The 18,886-nt window shown below is 50.9% G+C and carries 8 protein-coding genes; 7 read left to right on the top strand and 1 reads right to left on the bottom strand.

Annotation, left to right across the window (positions count from 1 at the left end; translation table 11 throughout):
• Position 1: 1 nt before the first annotated feature.
• The 7 genes from thrB (at position 2) to M2404_RS00940 (ending at position 18,571) form a co-directional block, all read left to right on the top strand.
• A complete protein-coding gene (thrB, locus tag M2404_RS00970; protein ID WP_259237651.1) occupies positions 2-952 on the top strand; it encodes a homoserine kinase in 951 nt (316 codons plus the stop codon).
• Positions 953-964: 12 nt separating this feature from the next.
• Positions 965-2,245: a threonine synthase gene (thrC, locus tag M2404_RS00965; RefSeq protein WP_259237649.1), complete on the top strand. Its 1,281-nt coding sequence runs from the start codon at positions 965-967 to the stop codon at positions 2,243-2,245.
• Positions 2,245-2,901: a uracil-DNA glycosylase gene (ung, locus tag M2404_RS00960; protein ID WP_259237647.1), complete on the top strand. Its 657-nt coding sequence runs from the start codon at positions 2,245-2,247 to the stop codon at positions 2,899-2,901. The genes thrC and ung overlap by 1 nt, the downstream gene beginning before the upstream one ends.
• A 349-nt stretch (positions 2,902-3,250) precedes the next feature.
• Complete coding sequence (locus tag M2404_RS00955) at positions 3,251-13,789, top strand: BapA/Bap/LapF family large adhesin (protein ID WP_259237645.1); 10,539 nt, start codon at positions 3,251-3,253, stop codon at positions 13,787-13,789.
• A gap of 52 nt (positions 13,790-13,841) precedes the next feature.
• Entirely contained in the window at positions 13,842-15,182 is a 1,341-nt protein-coding gene (locus tag M2404_RS00950) for a TolC family outer membrane protein (protein WP_259237644.1), read from the top strand.
• Complete coding sequence (locus tag M2404_RS00945; protein ID WP_259237643.1) at positions 15,179-17,344, top strand: type I secretion system permease/ATPase; 2,166 nt, start codon at positions 15,179-15,181, stop codon at positions 17,342-17,344. The genes M2404_RS00950 and M2404_RS00945 overlap by 4 nt, the downstream gene beginning before the upstream one ends.
• Positions 17,345-17,359: 15 nt before the next feature.
• Positions 17,360-18,571: an HlyD family type I secretion periplasmic adaptor subunit gene (locus tag M2404_RS00940; protein ID WP_259237641.1), complete on the top strand. Its 1,212-nt coding sequence runs from the start codon at positions 17,360-17,362 to the stop codon at positions 18,569-18,571.
• 104 nt (positions 18,572-18,675) lie between these two features.
• Here the strand turns inward: M2404_RS00940 and M2404_RS00935 are convergent, their stop codons facing one another.
• A complete protein-coding gene (locus tag M2404_RS00935) occupies positions 18,676-18,849 on the bottom strand; it encodes a DUF3545 family protein (protein WP_082694730.1) in 174 nt (57 codons plus the stop codon).
• Positions 18,850-18,886 lie beyond the last annotated feature (37 nt).

The raw sequence follows: 18,886 nt of genomic DNA, 5'->3' as shown, positions 1-18,886 counted from the left end.
GATGCAGCAGTTTTCTTATATAAAGCGTTATTACGCCCCGGCTTCTACCGGTAATTTCTCGGTGGGTTTTGACTTGTTAGGTGCCGCTTTTGAGCCGGTAAACGGTGAATTGTTTGGCGATGTACTGGATATTTGCGCTGAGCAGACAGAGCTGAGCTTAGACATTGTTGGCCGTTATGTACACCAGTTACCGGCAAGCAGTACAGATAATCTGGTACTCAGCTGCTTTTATGCCTTTGAGCAAAAGCTGGGACGTACCTTACCGCGTCTGGCGCTGCGGTTGCATAAAAACCTGCCGGTGGGCAGTGGCCTGGGTTCCAGTGCCTGTTCAATAGTTGTAGCGTGTTATGCTTTTAATGATTACTTTGGTAAACCGTTATCTGAAACCGAATTGTTGCAGCTTATGGCGCAGGCGGAGGGCGGTGTTAGTGGCAGTGTGCATTACGATAATGTCGCGCCATCTTACTTTGGTGGCCTGCAGCTGATGTTGCCGCAAAGCCCGCATATTTGCCGTACTTTACCCTGGTTTGAACACTGGCGGGTGGTGCTGAGTTACCCCGGCACAGTGCTATCAACCAAGGCTGCACGTGCAGTATTGCCGCAGCAGTTAAGTTTGCCCCAAAGTATTGCTTTTGCTGGTATGTTAAGCCGTTTTGTCAGTGCGCTTTATGCCGGGGATGAAATAGACGCCGGTGCAGCATTGCAGGATCTGGTAGCAGAACCTGCCCGCACACCGCTGATACCTGAACTGCCTTCGCTCAGAACAGCATTAATGGCTGAAGGGGTGTTGCATGTGGGTATATCAGGGGCTGGCCCTACCTTATTTGCATTATGCTGCAATGAAGCGCAGGCTCAGCTTGCCGCTGGCTATTTATCGCGGCATTATGAAAAGAATCAGGACGCGACCACACAAATTTGTCGCTTATCATTGGCTGGTGCACGGACGCTGTAGGAAAGAATAACGATGTTAACAAATATTAAAGTACCTGCCGAGCAGGTGAGTTTTTTACAGGCAGTACGCCAGGGCTTGGGGCAGCAGCAAGGTTTATTTTTCCCTACCAGTTGGCCTGAACTGAATATTGATAAACTGCTTGATATGCCATTAGTTGAGCGCAGTAGCGTTATTTTACAGGCGTTAATCGGTGACGAATTAAGCCGGGCAGAAGTCGCGCAGATGGTTAGCAATGCTTTTACCTTTCCTTCGCCACTGGTGCCGGTAACTGACGACGTAAGTTGCCTGGAACTGTTTCACGGCCCGACGCTGGCATTTAAAGATTTTGGCGGCCGTTTTATGGCGCAAGCGCTGGCAAAGGCACAGGGCGGAAAAAAAACCACTATTGTTACGGCAACATCGGGCGATACCGGCGCGGCTGTGGCGCATGCTTTTTACCGCCAGAGTGGTGTGCAGGTGGTGATTTTATTCCCCAAAGGCAAAATCAGCCCGCTACAGGAAAAGCTGTTTACCACGCTGGGTGAAAATATCACCACGCTGGCGGTAGAGGGCGATTTTGATCAATGTCAGGCACTGGTAAAACAGGTGTTTGATCACAAAGCGCTGGTAGAAAAACTCAGTATTAATTCAGCTAATTCAATTAATATCAGCCGTTTATTTGCCCAGGTTTGCTATTACTTTGAAGCAGTAGCACAAGTGCCTGCCGATAAGCGCAACCAGATAGTTATTGCAGTACCCAGTGGTAATTTTGGTAACCTAACCGCCGGTTTAATTGCCAAAACGCTGGGCTTACCTATTAAGCGTATGGTTGCAGCAACTAACGCTAATGACACCGTACCGCGTTATTGGCGCAGTGGTAACTGGCAGCCAAAAACAACTGTTGCCACACTGTCAAATGCCATGGATGTTGCGGCGCCAAATAACTGGCCAAGAGTAGAGGCTTTACTGGCGCAGGGCGTTATTAAACGCACTGATATTGAGGCGGTAATGGTAGATGAAGACGACACCGTATTTGGTGTGCGGCAATTATCGCAGCTTGGCTATTTAAGCGAGCCGCATGCAGCGGTGGCTTTTAAAGCATTAAAGCGCAGCCTGCAGCAAGGCGAATACGGTATTTTCCTCGGTACTGCTCATCCTGCTAAGTTTAAAGAGCAGGTTGAAAATATTCTGGGTACCCCAATAGCCTTGCCGGAAGTACTGGCGCGCTGCGCCTCAGAGCAGGGGCTTAGCAAAGACATTCCGGCAGATTTTACCGTGCTGCAGCAAGAGTTATTAAAGCTGGAGCAAGCCTGATGTCGTGGCAACAACTGTTAGGACAGGAGAAAACTCAACCTTATTTTATTGCTACACTGGAGCAGGTAAAACAGGCGCGCCAGGCCGGGCAGGTGATATACCCACCAGAAAGTGATGTATTTAATGCTTTTAAACTAACCGGGCTGGATAACCTTAAAGTGGTGATCCTGGGGCAGGATCCTTATCACGGCCCGAATCAGGCGCATGGCCTGGCGTTTTCTGTACGCCAGGGTGTGCGGGTGCCACCATCACTGCAAAATATGTATAAAGAGCTGGCGCTGGAATATGCCGACTTTCAGATCCCGCAACATGGCTGTCTGGAAAGTTGGGCCCGGCAAGGGGTATTGCTGCTTAATACCGTGCTTACCGTGGTGGCAACTCAGCCCAATTCACACCGCCACTTAGGTTGGGAGCAATTTACTGATAAGGTCATTGCCCAAATTAGCGCACAGTGCCAGGGCATTGTATTTCTGCTTTGGGGTTCACACGCGCAGAAAAAGGGCCGGCTGATCGATCGACAGCGCCACTTTGTACTGGAAGCTCCGCATCCTTCGCCATTATCGGCCCATCGTGGTTTTTTAGGTTGTGGCCATTTTAAGCGGGCCAACGAATTACTGGTTAATCAGGGCAAAGCCCCGGTTAACTGGCAGATTTAGCCACTGCAAATGTCAACGTATTAGGCCAGCACTTTGCTGGCTTAGTATTTTTATTACTCTTCCTTGTTTTTGCCCATCTCACTCTTGCTTGTTTCTGTTTAATACCCAGTTGACAGAATGAAAACCTGTCGTCTACCTTTATCCAACAAAATGTTTTGTTTTGTCTGGGGTGTTTTAATTGTTACTTTATGTGGTTGTTAGCCAGGTATTCTGGCTGCCTTTTAATAACATTAAGTAATAAAATATCGTTGTATAACGACCCTGCCTCAACACAATTCTTTATGTTGGTAAAACACCCGTTACTTAATGGTGTTTTTATAGCGTAACGCTTTTACAGCAGGTAAAAACTATGATTATCAGTACTGAAGAGTTGGCTATTATTGACAGGGCAAGCGGTGCCAGCCGTGAACTGCCGTTTGGTGATATTTCCCTAAGTGGTAATACTATTGTAAAAGTGCCTGCTTCACATACCAGTGTTCGTTCTGCACGGCAACTGGGCAATGATCTGGTATTGCAGTTTACGGACGGTAACACATTAAATATCCAAAACTTTTTTGCAGCAGATGATAACCAGGTGGTATTTGAAGATGGCAGTTCATTATGGTTAGGGCAATATGATGCCGGGCTAACTGCTCTGCAGTTTACCGAACTTACTTCTTTAGATGCGCTGTTATTAGTGCCTGCTGCTTCGGCAGGAGTGAGCTGGCTGGCCATTGGCCTGGGTGCTACCGGGGTAGCCGCTTTAGCTGCAGCGGCGGGCGGTAGTGGCGGAGATGATAACGTCGTTGGCACTCCTCCGGTTGTGTTACAGCCACTGTCAGATCTGGCAGTAAATGCGACAGGTACAACCCTTACTGGCCGCGGGCAGCCGGGGTTTACTATTAGGGTACGCAATGCCGCTGGTGAGGTTATTGCCACCGGTACAGTAGCTGCCGATGGTTCATTTTCTATTGCATTGTCTCCGGCACAAATTAGCGGTGCCTCATTAAACGTAACGCAAAGCAGCAGCACCGGGGCCGAATCTGCAAGCCTTACCGTGGGCACTCCGGACTTAACGGCACCGGAAGCTGTTGTGAATCTGCAGGTTGGCAGTAATGGTTCAGTATTAACCGGTGAGGGAGAACCAGGAGCCGTTGTAACGGTACGTAATGCTGCAGGAGATATTATTGGTACCGGTACGGTTGGGCAGAATGGCCAGTTTAGTATTACGTTAGCGCCGGCTCAAATTGATGGTACAGCCCTCAGTGTGACACTAACAGACGGCGCAGGAAATGTTTCACAGGCTGCAATGGTCGCCTCACCCGATCTGACGCCACCTGCAGCAGCATCCGATTTGCAGGTTAGCAGTAATGGCAGCGTTATCAGTGGCCGGGGTGATCCTGGTTCGGTAGTTACAGTTCGTAACCAGGCCGGTGATATTGTTGGCATTGGCATGGTTAACATTGACGGCAGTTTCAGTATTAACCTGTCCCCTGCGCAGGCAGATGGTGCAGCGTTGTCTGTAACCCTGACTGATGCGGCCGGTAATATGTCATCTGTTAGTGCCGTGAATACACCAGACTTAACGCCTCCGGCAGCCCCTTCCGCCCTTGTTGTAAGTAATGACGGCACTGTATTGACCGGGCGGGGTGAGGCCGGTGCTGCTGTAACGGTGCGTGATGCTGCCGGGGATATAGTGGGGTCGGGTACTGTGGCAGCTGATGGTAGTTTTAGTATAGTGTTGTCACCACCACAGGTAGAGGGATCGCAGCTAAATGTTGTGCTGACAGGCAGCAACGGCAATACCTCAGAAAGTGTTGTGGTACAAAGCCCTGATTTAGTAATGTTGCAAACACCAACCAATGTAACGGTGCAGGCCAACGGAACTATGGTGCAGGGGAGTGCCCAGCCTGCCGGTGCTGAAGTGATGGTATATAATGCAGATAATCAGATGGTTGGCTGGGGAATGGTTAACCCTGATGGTAGTTTTACCGTTATGCTTAACCCACCACAGAATGATGGCCGGGCTTTGCGTTTATCGCTAAGAATGGGGGATCAATATTCCGCACCGGTTTGGTCTGACACACCTGATACAACACCGCCTGCCGCCCCGGATAATTTACAACTTAGTGCTGATGGGACAACGCTCAGCGGTAGTGGTGCAGCGGGCAGCGCAGTGACAATTCGCAATAGTGCCGGTGTTATTGTGGGCACAGGCCAGGTTGCAGCAAATGGCCTCTTTACCGTTAACCTGACAACAGCTCAAACAGATGGTAGTTCGCTTCAGGTGACACTCACTGATACAGCCGGAAATCAATCAACCGCTACAGTGGTTGGCAGCCCGGATCTCACTGCACCGCCTATGCCAGTCAGCTTGCAGGTTATTAACAATGGCCAGAAACTGATTGGCAGTGGTGAGCCAGGCGCTGTCGTCAGAGTACTTAATGTAAATAATGAACTTCTGGGTATTGGCGTAGTGCTGCCTAATGGCAGCTTCAGCATTAATCTAACCCCGGCACAAACAGACGGAGCCACACTTCAGATAACCCTAACAGATGCTGCGGGTAATACCTCGGTAGCAGGCAGTATTAACAGCCCGGATTTAACGCCACCGGCAATGCCGCAACAGGTACAAATGAATGCTCAGGGCACGGCACTAAGTGGTACAGGCGAAGTGGGTGCGACAGTGAAGGTGTTAAATGCTGCGGGGTTGGTGGTCGGCAGTGGCACAGTACAGGCAGATGGCAGTTTTAGTATTACACTGAACCCACCACAGATAGATGGCGGGCAACTCAGTGTGGTATTGCGCGATGCCGCGGGTAATACCTCAACCGCAGCGACGGTGCAAAGTCCTGATTTGGTTGAGATAGCGACACCGGTGAATTTGAGTGTCAGCATGGATGGCACAGTGCTTACGGGCGAAGGTACATCCGGTATGCAGGTGCAGGTATGGAATGCCGCCGGTGAGCTGGTTGGCAGTGGCGTAGTACAGGGCGACGGTAGTTTTAGTATTACCCTGACGCCAGCACAACAGGATGGTGGTACCTTGCAGGCGGTGTTAAACGACGGTGCCGGTAAATACTCGGCGCCGGGTTTAGTGGGCACTTATGATAATACTGCACCGGACGCCCCGGTGAATTTACAGGTCAGTGCAGATGGCAGCAGCGTAAGTGGCAGTGGTGAAGCCGGAGCAACGGTCACGGTGCGCAACGCTGCAAACCAGATAGTGGGCAGCGGTATAGTGCAGGCCGATGGCAGTTTCAGTGTCACCCTGACGCCGGCACAAACAGATGGTTCAACATTAAGTGTAAGTTTAACCGATGCTGCCGGTAATACATCACAGCCAGCCAATGTTATTGCACAGGATCTTATCGCTCCGGATCTGCCGGTAAATCTGCAAATCTCGGCTAACGGCGCTGTCATCACGGGAGCGGGTGAGCCTGGGGCAATTGTAAAAATTTATAATAGCTTGAATCATCAGGTTGGCACCGGGGTGGTGCAGGCAGATGGTAATTTCAGTATTGCACTTAATCTGGTTCAGAATGATGGTAGCCCGCTTCGTATCACACTGACCGACAGCTCAGGTAACATATCCTCAGCGGCGGTTATTAACAGCCCGGATCTTATAGCACCAAATATTCCACTGAATCTGCAGGTAAATGCAGATGGCAGTATACTGACGGGGACCGGAGAACCAGGTGCTGAAGTCACGGTACGCAATGTTATAAATGAGATTATAGGCACTACAGTAGTGCAGCCTGATGGTTCTTTCAGTGTAGAAATGACACCTGTGCAGAACAGTGGTGGGCTGCTCAGTGTAATACTTACTGATAGTGCTGGGAACAGCTCTCTGGCTATTGCAGTTGCTGCACCAGATTTGGTAGCGCCGGATATGCCGGCTAATCTACAGATTAATGCAACGGGTAATATTATCAGTGGTGCAGGCGAAGCCGGTGCCGCAGTGGTGGTATATAACACTGCAAATCAAGTTGTGGGTACAGGAACGGTATTACCTAACGGCAGCTTCAGCATTAATCTAACCCCGGCACAAACAGACGGAGCCGCACTTCAGATAACCCTAACAGATGTTGCGGGTAATACCTCTGTAGCAGGCAGTATTAATAGCCCGGATTTAACGCCACCGGCAATGCCGCAACAGGTACAAATGAATGCTCAGGGCACGGCACTAAGTGGTACAGGCGAAGTGGGTGCGACGGTGAAGGTGTTAAATGCTGCGGGGTTGGTGGTCGGCAGTGGCACAGTACAGGCAGATGGCAGTTTTAGTATTACACTGAACCCACCACAGATAGATGGCGGGCAACTCAGTGTGGTATTGCGCGATGCCGCGGGTAATACCTCAACCGCAGCGACGGTGCAAAGTCCTGATTTGGTTGAGATAGCGACACCGGTGAATTTGAGTGTCAGCATGGATGGCACAGTGCTTACGGGCGAAGGTACATCCGGTATGCAGGTGCAGGTATGGAATGCCGCCGGTGAGCTGGTTGGCAGTGGCGTAGTACAGGGCGACGGTAGTTTTAGTATTACCCTGACGCCAGCACAACAGGATGGTGGTACCTTGCAGGCGGTGTTAAACGACGGTGCCGGTAAATACTCGGCGCCGGGTTTAGTGGGCACTTATGATAATACTGCACCGGACGCCCCGGTGAATTTACAGGTCAGTGCAGATGGCAGCAGCGTAAGTGGCAGTGGTGAAGCCGGAGCAACGGTCACGGTGCGCAACGCTGCAAACCAGATAGTGGGCAGCGGTATAGTGCAGGCCGATGGCAGTTTCAGTATCACCCTGACGCCGGCACAAACAGATGGTTCAACATTAAGTGTAAGTTTAACGGATGCCGCGGGTAATACATCGCTGGCAGCAAATGTTTACTCACCTGATTTACAGGCACCGGCAATGCCGGACAATCTGGGTGTCAGCGCGGATGGGCTGACCCTTAGCGGCACCGGTGAACCTGGCGCTGCTGTTACTGTACGTAATATGGCAAATCAGATCATTGGCACCGGCACAGTGCAGGCAGATGGCAGCTTCAGCATTGCACTTACCCCCGCACAAATAGATGGTTCATCTTTAAGTGTAACGTTAACTGATGCTGCCGGTAATACCTCTGTTGCCGGCCATGTCAACAGCCTTGATTTGGTTGCTCCGGCAATACCTCAGAATTTGCAGATCGCCGCCGATGGCACACAAATTACCGGAACCGGTGAGGCTGGCGCAACTGTTACTGTGCGTGATGATACCAATACCGTTATTGGTTCCGGTATTGTTGCGCAGGATGGCAGCTTCACCATTATCCTGACGCCCGCTCAGCAGGATGGTGGTTTATTAACTATCATACTGACTGACAGCGCCAATAATAGTTCTGACAACGGCTGGCTCAGTAGCCCTGATCTTATTGCACCTGAAATACCGCTAAATCTTAATATTAATGCTGCTGGCACATTAGTCAGTGGGCAAGGTGAGCTTGGTGCTTTAGTCAGGATATATAATGCAGCAGGTGATCTGGTTGGCTCAGGGTTGGTTGGCCCTGATGGCAGCTTTGCTGTGGTTTTGGTACCGGCTCAGGGAGACAGTGGTGTATTAAGTGTCACCTTAACTGATGCCGCCGAAAATGAATCGGCTGCCGGTTTACTTACAGCACCGGATCTTATTCCTCCATCAGCACCGGCAAATTTAGTCATAAATGCAGTTGGCAGCAGCCTGACTGGCAGCGGTGAAGTGAATGCCACAGTAACGGTGCGTAATGCAGCAAATCAGGTTGTCGGTACCGGCACAGTTCAGGGCGATGGATCGTTTAGCATTACGTTGGCTCCGCAGCAAAACGACGGCGGGCAATTGAGCATTACCTTAACAGACAGTGCCGGTAATGTATCAGCTGCCAGCCAACTGGCAAGCCCGGATCTGATAGCACCGGATATGCCACTTGCTTTGCAGGTAAGCAATGATGGCAGTAGTTTAACGGGGGTTGGTGAGGTTGGCTCGGTTGTTACTGTGCGTAATGCCGCTAACCAGATAGTGGGCACGAGTACAGTGCAGGCTGATGGCAGTTTTACTATTTCGCTCACTCCTGTGCAGGGGGACAGTGGTGTATTACATGTGACGCTAACCGATGCCGCCGGAAATACCTCAGTGGCTGGTAATGTGAGCGCACCGGATCTTATTGCTCCGGATATACCGGTGAATCTGCAGATCTCAGCTGATGGTGTTACGGTAACCGGAGAAGGTGAAGTTGGCGCAATTGTCAGGATTTACAACAGTAACAATTTACAAATAGGCAGCGGCCTGGTGCAGGCTGACGGCTCCTTCAGTATTACACTGAATCTGGTACAAAATGATGGCAGCTCACTGCGGGTTACGCAAACCGATGCGGCAGGTAATATTTCAGCAGCTGCTATTATTGCCAGCCCGGATCTTACCGCCCCCGATGCACCACTAAACCTGCAGTTAAATGCCGATGGCAGTATATTAACAGGTACCGGTGAGCCGGGTGCTAGTGTTACCGTACGTAACACGCTAAATGCAGTAGTGGGTACCGGTACTGTTTTGGCAGATGGCAGCTTTAGCATCAGCCTTGTTCCCGTGCAGAATAACGGCGGCAACCTCAACGTAGTTTTAACCGACAACGCAGGCAATACTTCAGGCAGCGGCACTGTTAATGCGCCTGATTTGGTGGCACCCGATATGCCAGCCAACCTGCAGATAAGTGTGAATGGCAGTATCCTCAGTGGTACCGGTGAAGCCGGTGCTGGTATAACTGTGCGAAATGCTGCGAACCAGATAGTGGGTTCAGGTACCGTGCAACCTGACGGCAGCTTTACGCTTTCATTATCACCGGCTCAGAGCGATGGTGGTGTGCTCAGCATAACGCTAACAGATGCTGCGGGTAATACTTCAGTGGCAGGCAACATCGCCAGCCCGGATTTGATTGCACCGGATCTCCCGCTTAATTTACAGGTAAATGCTGCTGGTACTTTGCTAAGCGGAACCGGAGAAGTCGGCGCTGGGGTAATTGTACGCAACGCAGCAAATCAGGTTGTGGGGACTGGCACCGTACTGGGAGACGGCAGTTTCAGCGTCACACTATCACCGGCGCAAACAGATGGCTTACCTTTAAATATTACCTTAACTGATATTGCCGGTAATACTTCAGTCGCCGCTACTATTAACAGCCCGGATCTACTGGCCCCTGACATACCATTTAATCTGCAGGTCAATGCAAGCGGCACCATGTTAAGTGGTCGTGGCGAAGCTGGTACAACTGTTACAGTGCGTAATGCTGTAAACGATATTATTGGCACCGGTACAGTGCTGGCTGATGGCAGCTTTAATATTGTGCTAACTGTTGTACAGGGCGATAGCGGTTTACTGAGTGTAACTCTTACTGATGCTGCCGGTAACACTTCATTAGCCGGTACAGTCAGTGCGCCGGATCTGATACCGCCAGCTATGCCTTTAGCATTGCAGGTTAATGCTGAAGGTACCGGTATCACAGGTACAGGTGAAATTGGTGCTGTAGTTACAGTGCGTAACGCTACTAATCATATCGTTGGCTCGGGGGTTGTTCAGGGAGATGGCAGCTTTAGTATTACACTTAACCCACCGCAGATTGATGGCGGAGAACTTAGCATAACGCTTACTGATGCTGCTGGTAATGTCTCTGCAGCAGGCTCTGCTACCGCGCCGGATCTTATTGAAATTGCTACGCCGGTTAATTTAGCTATGAATGGTGCCGGCACTGAACTTACCGGAGAAGGTGAAGCCGGCACCATTGTTACTGTCTGGAATGAAGACGGCCAGCAGGTAGGCAGTGGTGTGGTCCTACCCGATGGTACCTTCAGTGTTGCTTTGCTGCCTGCGCAGATTGATGGGCGTTCACTGGAAGTAGTACTGAGCGATGGTGCCGGTAAATATTCTGCTGCGGGGCTTATATACAGCCCGGATCTGACCGCGCCGGATGCAGCAACCGATTTACAGGTAAGTGCCGATGGCAGTGTGCTGACCGGTACCGGTGAGGTGGGGGCTGTGGTTGAGGTGCGCAATGTTGCGAATCAACTGGTAGGTACTGGCACCATACAACCTGATGGCAGTTTCAGTATTGCACTAACGCCATTACAACGGGATGGCTCGGTATTACAGATCACCCTGACAGACGCGGCGGGTAACACCTCTGTTGTGGCTAATGTCAGCACCCCTGATCTGATTGCGCCGCCGGCTCCGGCAAATTTACAGGTCAATGCTGACGGTTTAAGCCTGACCGGCACCGGTGAAGCAGGTGCCACTGTTACCGTGCGCAATGCAGCAAACCAGATAATCGGCACCGCCACTGTACAAGGCGATGGCAGCTTTACGGTAGTGTTAAGCCCGGCACAAAATGATGGCTCCTTGCTGCAGGTACGCCAGACAGATCCTGCTGGTAATATTTCCGCTGCCGGTTCTGTATTAAGCCCGGATCTTGTTGCCCCGTTGGTACCGGTTAATTTGCAGGTTGCTGCAGATGGTTTAAGCGTTAGCGGGAACGGCGAAGCGGGTGCCACTGTAACGGTGCGCAATGCGTTAAACCAGATAGTAGGCACCGGGCTGGTTCAGCCAGATGGCAGCTTTATTATCAGCTTGCTTGCCGTACAAGGCGACAGTGGTTTGCTAACGGTAACATTAACTGATGCCGCCGGTAATACTTCTGTGGCAGCCAATGTTAATGCCCCTGATTTAATTCCACCGGCGGTGGCGGACAATCTCAGTATTAATGCGCCGGGTACTCAGCTAACAGGAGAGGGAGAACCCGGAGCCACGGTGACAGTATATAATGCTGCCGCCGAAGTTGTAGGCAGCGGAATTGTTGCAGCAAATGGTACTTTTACCATAGTGCTTAACCCTGCACAGGATAATGGCGGTTTGCTATCGGTGGTGTTAGCAGACAGCAGCGGTAACCTGTCTGCTGCCGCTCAGATAGCTGCTCCTGTGGTGGTAGATATTGCTGCTTATGATAATGCCGCCACGGCTAAAGTGAATATTCTGCCTACCGAAACACATAGTGCTACTGGCAATGCGGCTTACACGCTATTGTTGGGGCTGCTGGGGGCAATTAATCTGCAGGTTCTGGCAACGCCTTCAATTGGTTTTACAGTAGCCGATGGCAGTGAGGGCCAGATCACCCTGACGCTAGGCACCGCTCTGGCAATTGAAGCGCTGGGAGATCATCGTATTGTCCTGCAAATGAAACAGGGTAATCAGTGGGTAGCAGTAAGTGGTGCCGGGCAGGCATCGTTCTTGTCAGTCAGTTTGCTGGCTGGCAATGCTAAAGGTGTTATTGTTGAAGGCCTGGCTACGGGTGAATACCGTGCTTTTGTTGCTATTAATGCCTTGGTTGGTTTAAGCGTGGCGACAACCCTGTCAGGTGCGCTGATGCAGGCGGATTACAGTAACCCGGTGGGTTATGATGATATTGCTGCATCCGGTAATGTACTGACTGATTTAAATGATGCATCGCAGCAAGATCTGATCACTGTCAATACTGTCGTCAGCCAGGTTAACCAAACCGTAGTTGCTGCTGCGGGTAATACCGTCATTCAGGGCCAATACGGCCAGCTTACAATTGATGCTGCGGGTAATTACAGCTACACCCCGGATGCCAATGTTACCGTTATCGGCAAAGCCGAGCAGTTCCAGTATCGTATTACCGACACCGCTACCGGCCGTCAGAGCACGGCAACCTTATATGTGCGCATAGATAGCGATCAGGTCGATCTGGTTTGGGGGGCGCCAGGTGACAATGCCGAACTGGTATTATCAGCGGGTAACAACAGTGCGGTTGCCGCAGTAGTATATAAAAATGTGATGGATGCACCTGTTACCAATCTGCTGGGTACTTTTAGCACTCCGGGAGCTATTTTGCTGAACCCTGGCAAGGGCAATGCTCAGTTGACTTTTCAGGTTGATGCTAATGATGTTTCCAATATCATTATTTATGCCGGTACGTCGCTGGCTCTGGCCGTATTGCCCTCTTACTCTGTAGTGCTGGAAAAATCCAATGGTGCCGGTGGCTGGGTGGCTGTACCCGGCGGCAGTGTCAGTGGTACAGCTTTACTGGGTTTGCCTCTGGTTGGTACCGGGGTGTCACTAAGTCTTAATGGCCTCACAGGTGGCACTTATCGTATTACCGTTAATACCACTAATACGATTGGCGGCTCTTTCCTGTCCAGCGTGCAATTGGTGCAAACACTCACCCACCTTGATAAGTACACTGTGGATACTAACCCAGGTGTCAGCGGTAATATTTTGGCAGACGATGTACTGGGCTCCAGTTTTACCAAATTATTTGTTAAAGGTAGCAGTGGCTTATATCAGGAGGTCAATTACGCCGGTATTAATATTACCGGTAGTTATGGCGTGCTGCATATTAATAAACACGGTAACTATGTATACACCCCAAATGGCAGCCAGCATCATACTGCCGGTGTTACTGAACTGTTCGAGTACCAATTACGCCACCCCAGTGGGCAAATCATTACTGCCCGGCTTGAGATCCGGCTGGATGTGGCCGGTGCAGGTGTATTGTCTGGTAGTGCTGTGTTGCAAAGTGATGGGGAAGAGGCTGTTGCTCTTCTGGCAGATGACCCGCAGCTGTATCAGCAGCCGGAGTTGTTTCACAAAGGCTGGTCACCGGATTTTGATCTGCTGAGGGGCAAAGTGCACCATACAGCAGAGGTTGTCACAGAGCTTGATTTACATCTGTCACAGCTGTTGGATACCGGCCAGGATATTCAGCTTCGCAGCACGGAAGTGTCGAAGGTGGCGCTAACGGCGGACAACTGGCAGGTGACAACCGATATGCACAATTTAAGGTTGTTGGCAGAGCAGGACTATTATCAGCAACACAACATATCGGTTGTATGAATTTGACAAAAATAAGGATATGGCTCTGATAAGCAAAAGGATCTCGCTGCCAATGTGGCGACAGCTATACGCAGCCACCGTAAAAAAAGCTGTGCCGGGTTGCTGTTGTCTGTTTAGCTTGTTTGGTTTACCGGCAACACAAGCTGCTGATATGCAGGTTGCATCTTTGGATATTGATATTGCCGTGCAGCGCACTGTGCAATGGCACCCGGCTATTGCCGAGGCTATAGGTTTGCTGATGCAGCAAAATGAGCAAATCACCGTAGCGCGTGCTGGCTACTACCCGCAGATCTCAGCAGGAGTGCGCAGTGGTTATGACAATGCTTATCCTGACAACCGCTACAGCCAGGCTCTGGTATTGTCGGTATCACAGATGCTGTATGACTTTGGCAAGGTATCGGGCGAAGTAAGGGTTGCCAGAGCCGGTGTAGCGCAGTACCAGGCCGGGTTATTGCTTACTATTGATCAGGTTATCCGTGAAGTTATGCAGGCCATAATTGAGATCCAGCGATATCAGCAACTGGTTAGTATTGCCGGGGAACAATTACAGGCCTTAGAGCAAGTGGCTGCCTTGGCCAGAGAGCGGCATAGTAAAGGAGCCAGTTCATTATCAGATGTTGTGCAAAGCGAATCCAGGATTGAAGGTGCCAGAGCAATGCATCTGCAATACCTGGCCCAACTTGAACGCTGGCGTGGTACCCTGGCCATGCTGATGGGCGACATGCAGCTACCGGCTATCTCTGGGCGTTTCCCGGATCAGCACGGAGCTTGCAATGTAGCCGCAGATATTCAAACTACCCCCGCTATGCTGGTGGCACAGGCCCAGCGTCAGCAGGCTCTGGCCCGGATAGACCAGGCTCAGGCTTTGTTACTGCCGACTATTTCACTTGATCCAACGGCAACTCACTATCTGGACAACAACCCGCTGGCGGGTAGTGGCCGTGATCGTACCCAGTATGCCGTGGCGCTTAATTTTAGTGTCCCAATTGATCAGGGCGGTGCGGTAAAAGCCAGGCAACGAGCAGCCAGCCAGGCATTGCGTAGTGCTGATGCCGGGTTACAACAGGCGGCGTTAACAGCAAAGCAGCAATTATTGGAGGGGCAAAACCAGCAAACCAGTTTACAGCAGAACCTGGATGTACTGGTTCGCCGCCAGCAATTAAGCATGCAAACCCGGGATCTGTACCGCCAACAGTACCTGGCACTTGGCACCAGGCCGCTACTTGATTTATTAAACGCTGAACAGGAAATTTATCAGGCACAGCTTGACCGGCAACATACGCTGTCAGATCTGCGGCAGCTTCAGGCTGGTTGCCTGTTCCATTCCGGCCAGCTTCGCCGGACTTTTGCTTTACAACACAGCCGGATCCAGGGGATAGAGCTACAACCATGACAACCGTACAGCAAATACACCAGAACCCGGAGCGTAGTGCAGGCAAACAAAAGCCTGGCATGGATGATTGGATAACCGCAGTATTCATGATCAGCCGGCACTATCAGTTGGAATGTTCAGAGCAACATATCCGCCAGGCAGCAAACTGGTTTACCGATGCTGAGCCGGACAATTTTATACGGCAGATAGCACGGCAAGCAGGGTTAGCAGTTCGGTTTGGTAAGTTAACAAAGCAGGATCTATCACCCTGGCGTTTGCCTCTGGTACTGCAGTTACAGGACGGGCAGTTGGTCGTTGCTCAGGCAATAAACGCTAATGGTGAGGTGAGTGTCAGCCCGGTAACCGAGCAGGGGCTTACACTTGCAGTAAACAGTAGCACTTTACTTGAAACAGCGCAGCAAAAGATAACGCTGCGTCCGCTCAGTGGTGGCCGCGATGTGCGGGTTGACGGCTATATAGCGCCGTGGCAAAAGGGCTGGCTGTGGCGGCTGATAATTCCTGAGCTAAAACCATACTGGCATGTCATGCTGGCTTCAATGATCGGCAATATCCTCGCGCTGGCAGGTATTTTATTTTCCATGCAGGTGTATGACAGAGTCATCCCGGCCCACTCGATGCCAACCTTGTATGTATTATTTGGGGGGGTGCTGCTGGCGCTGATATTCAGTTTTATGATGAACCTGCTGCGCAGCCATGTTACCGATCTGCTTGGTAAGCGGGCTGACATCCGGGTATCAGACCGGGTATTCGGTCATGCGCTGCGGTTGCGCAACAGCGTCAGGCCGAAATCAACCGGCACCTTTATCTCCCAGTTGCGTGAGCTGGAGCAAATCCGTGAGCTTATTACGTCCAGTACAATAGGCGCACTGGCAGATTTACCATTTTTTTTCCTGTTTATGCTGGTGTTTTATTCAATCGCCGGGCCGGTATCCTGGATACCGTTATTGGCAGTAGTGTTAATGCTGGGGCCCGCTTTGCTGATGCAAAAACAACTGGCTCGCTGTGCGCAGATGGCTATGCGGGAATCGTCATTACGCAATGGCTTACTGGTAGAGAGTATTCAGGGGCTGGAAGATATTAAAGCATTACAGGCTGAACCGCGTTTTCAGCAACAATGGAACCAGTTTAATGCAGCTACTGCAGAGGCAAGCGTAGCTATGCGTAAGCGGGTTCATCTGCTGACAGTCTGGAGCCAGACAGTGCAGCTTGGCGTGTTTGCTTTAGTCATTGTGATAGGAGCGCCGCTGGTAATGGCGGGTGATATGACAACAGGAGCACTGGTGGCTGCATCTATTTTGTCATCAAGAATGCTGGCGCCAATGGGGCAATTAACCGCTATTCTTACCCGCTGGCAGCAGGCCAAAGTTGCCATGCAAAGCCTTGACAGCATTATGCAATTGCCGGTGGATACTGCAAACGGCAGCCAGACAATACATCGGGCAGCGCTAAATGGGCATTATCAATTGCAGGAGGCCGCTTTTCGCTATCATCGTGATGATCCGGCACCGGTACTGCATATTAACCAGTTACACATTAAACCAGGAGAGCGCATTGCCATACTGGGGCGTAATGGTGCCGGTAAATCTACCTTACTGCAGGCTCTGGCAGGTAATGTAGAGCTAACATCCGGTTCACTTACTCTGGATGATATCAGCCTGCCACAGCTTGATCCTGCAGATGTACGTCGTGATATTTGTGTGTTAACTCAACAGGCCCGGCTTTTTCATGGTTCGGTGCGTGATAACCTAAGGTTAGCCGCCCCGCAAGCTTCAGATCAGGATATGCTGGCCGCTTTAGCTATGACCAGCGCAGCAGATTTTATCAGCCGGTTACCTTCGGGTTTAGATCAGCAATTAATGGAAGGGGGGCAGGGGTTGTCCGGCGGGCAACAGCAATCGCTGCTGCTGGCCAGATTAATATTACGCCAGCCTAACATTCTGTTACTGGATGAACCCAGTGCCGCACTGGATGACAATACTGAGCGTATTTTTATTGCCAGTCTCAAACGTTGGCTGGGGCAACGCACTTTGTTGATAGCTACCCATCGAATGGCAATGCTTGAGCTGGCAGACCGCGTGCTTGTGCTTGATGCTGGTCGCCTGATGCTTGATGCACCTAAAGCTCAGGCTATAGCTGCTTTGTCTGCAGGCCGGGCTGGATAAAACACAGGGGCAAAAATGGCAAACACCCGTCAGCAACAAACAGAGCAGCTTATTGCATCGGCTTTAGATGACAACAGCCAGTACAGTGAAGCTGTGCTTTGCCGTACCACACGTATTATCAGCCTTAGTGCACTGGTGCTACTGGTGTTGTTAGTTTGGGCTGTTTTTGCCCGGCTGGATGAGGTCTCTGCAGGCACCGGTAAGGTAGTGCCCAGCGCCCGTGAGCAAATTATTCAGTCGCTTGAAGGCGGCATTCTTACTGAGCTGACGGTGCGCGAGGGCGCTCAGGTGGAGGCAGGCCAGATACTGGCCCGGCTTGATGCTACCCGTACAGAATCTAACCTGGGTGAAAGTGCCGCCCGGTATCGTGCAGCGCTTGCCAGCGCTGCCCGCTTAGCGGCCGAAGTAAATGAAACCGAATTGATTTTTCCTGCCGAGCTACAGGATTTCCCTCTGCTGATTGCCGCAGAAACACGCTTATATCAAAGCCGGCGGCGCTGGCTTGAACAAACGCAGGCTGGTATTGAACAATCGCTTAAGCTGGTAGAGCAGGAACTGCTGCTTACCCGCTCGTTACAGGACAGTGGGGCTGCCAGTAATGTTGAAGTGCTGCGTCTGCAGCGTCAGCAAGCAGAATTACAACTGAAATTAACCGAACTGAATACGCAGTATCTGGTGCAGGCGCGTGAAGAGCTGGCAAAAGCCAGTGCAGAAGCTGATTTACAAACTTCAGTGTTGCGTGGTCGTTCAGATACCCTCAGCCGTTTAACACACCGTTCACCGGTAAGAGGTATAGTAAAAGATATTGCGGTTACGACTATCGGTGGGGTAATACCGCCCAATGGCCAACTGATGCAAATCGTGCCGGTAGATGACCATTTACTGATTGAAGCCCGTATTGCTCCGCGGGATATTGCTTTTATCCATCCGGGGCAGCAGGCAATGGTGAAAATTACTGCCTATGACTACGCTATTTACGGCGGTTTGGCGGGTGAGGTTGTGACTATCTCACCAGATACCCTGCAGGATGAAGTAAAGCCTGATGTTTTCTACTACCGGGTATATATCCGCACCGAAGCAGACTTTCTGCAAAACAAAGCGGGCCAGCACTTTGCCATAGTGCCGGGTATGATTGCTACCGTGGACATTAAAACCGGTAACAAAACCGTGATGGATTACCTGCTAAAACCCTTTAACAGGGCCAAAGAGGCACTGCGCGAGCGTTGATATGGCCGCGACAGGGCATCGCCCGGTTGTTAGTCTGGTTATTATTGTTCTGTGTTACTGAACACAAAAGCAAAAAACGCCCGCTGTTGCCAGCGGGCGTTTTTTTACAATTCGATATCAGCTAATTCAGGTTCAATAGTCCAGTCAATATCGCTCAGTTCCCTTTTCAGGCGCTGGCGCTCTTTGAGCTGTTCAATTTCACGCCATTTACGCTTTACTGCACGCGGTTTAGCTGCTGGGCGCTCCAACATATTCAGTAAGTCTTCGAAGCTTTCCATAGTTTGGCCTCTCTGATAGTTGTTCGATAGTTGTTGT

The sequence above is a fragment of the Rheinheimera pacifica genome, assembly GCF_024809855.1.
Taxonomy (GTDB): Bacteria; Pseudomonadota; Gammaproteobacteria; order Enterobacterales; family Alteromonadaceae; genus Alishewanella; species Alishewanella pacifica_A.
This window is presented reverse-complemented; position numbering and strand designations above follow the sequence as displayed.